This is a genomic window from Mesorhizobium sp. M1A.F.Ca.IN.020.03.2.1 (genome assembly GCF_004023205.1).
Classification (GTDB): domain Bacteria; phylum Pseudomonadota; class Alphaproteobacteria; order Rhizobiales; family Rhizobiaceae; genus Mesorhizobium.
The window spans coordinates 1-307 of the sequence record NZ_RZSV01000514.1 but is presented as its reverse complement, the minus strand read 5'-3'; the positions used below and the strand labels follow the sequence as shown (position 1 = coordinate 307).

Genomic DNA, 307 nt, shown 5'->3' with positions numbered 1-307 from the left:
GAGTTGGACAGGAGGCCGCTGAGCAGACCGCCCGGTCCGAGCACGACACCGTCCTCGTCAACGGCAGCAACACCGGTACCGGTACGGGTTGTGCCATCGCCGTTCCTGCTTTTGATCGACACGCCGAGGTCGCGGCCGGTGTTGCGCTTGGCTTCCAGCACGCGCACTTCCAAATTGACCTGCTGGCTGTCGTCGACGATGACGGAGTTGATGACGGCATCGGGTCCATATTGCTGCGCAACCGCCATGATCGACGCCAGCGTGGCGCCGTCCTTGACATGGCCGCCAAGCCTGACCTTGCCATTGA

1 pseudogene is annotated in these 307 nt (G+C 63.2%); it reads right to left on the bottom strand.

Annotated features, from left to right (window positions below):
* A pseudogene (locus EOA79_RS32460) lies at positions 1-307 on the bottom strand (type II and III secretion system protein family protein); the annotation flags it as partial.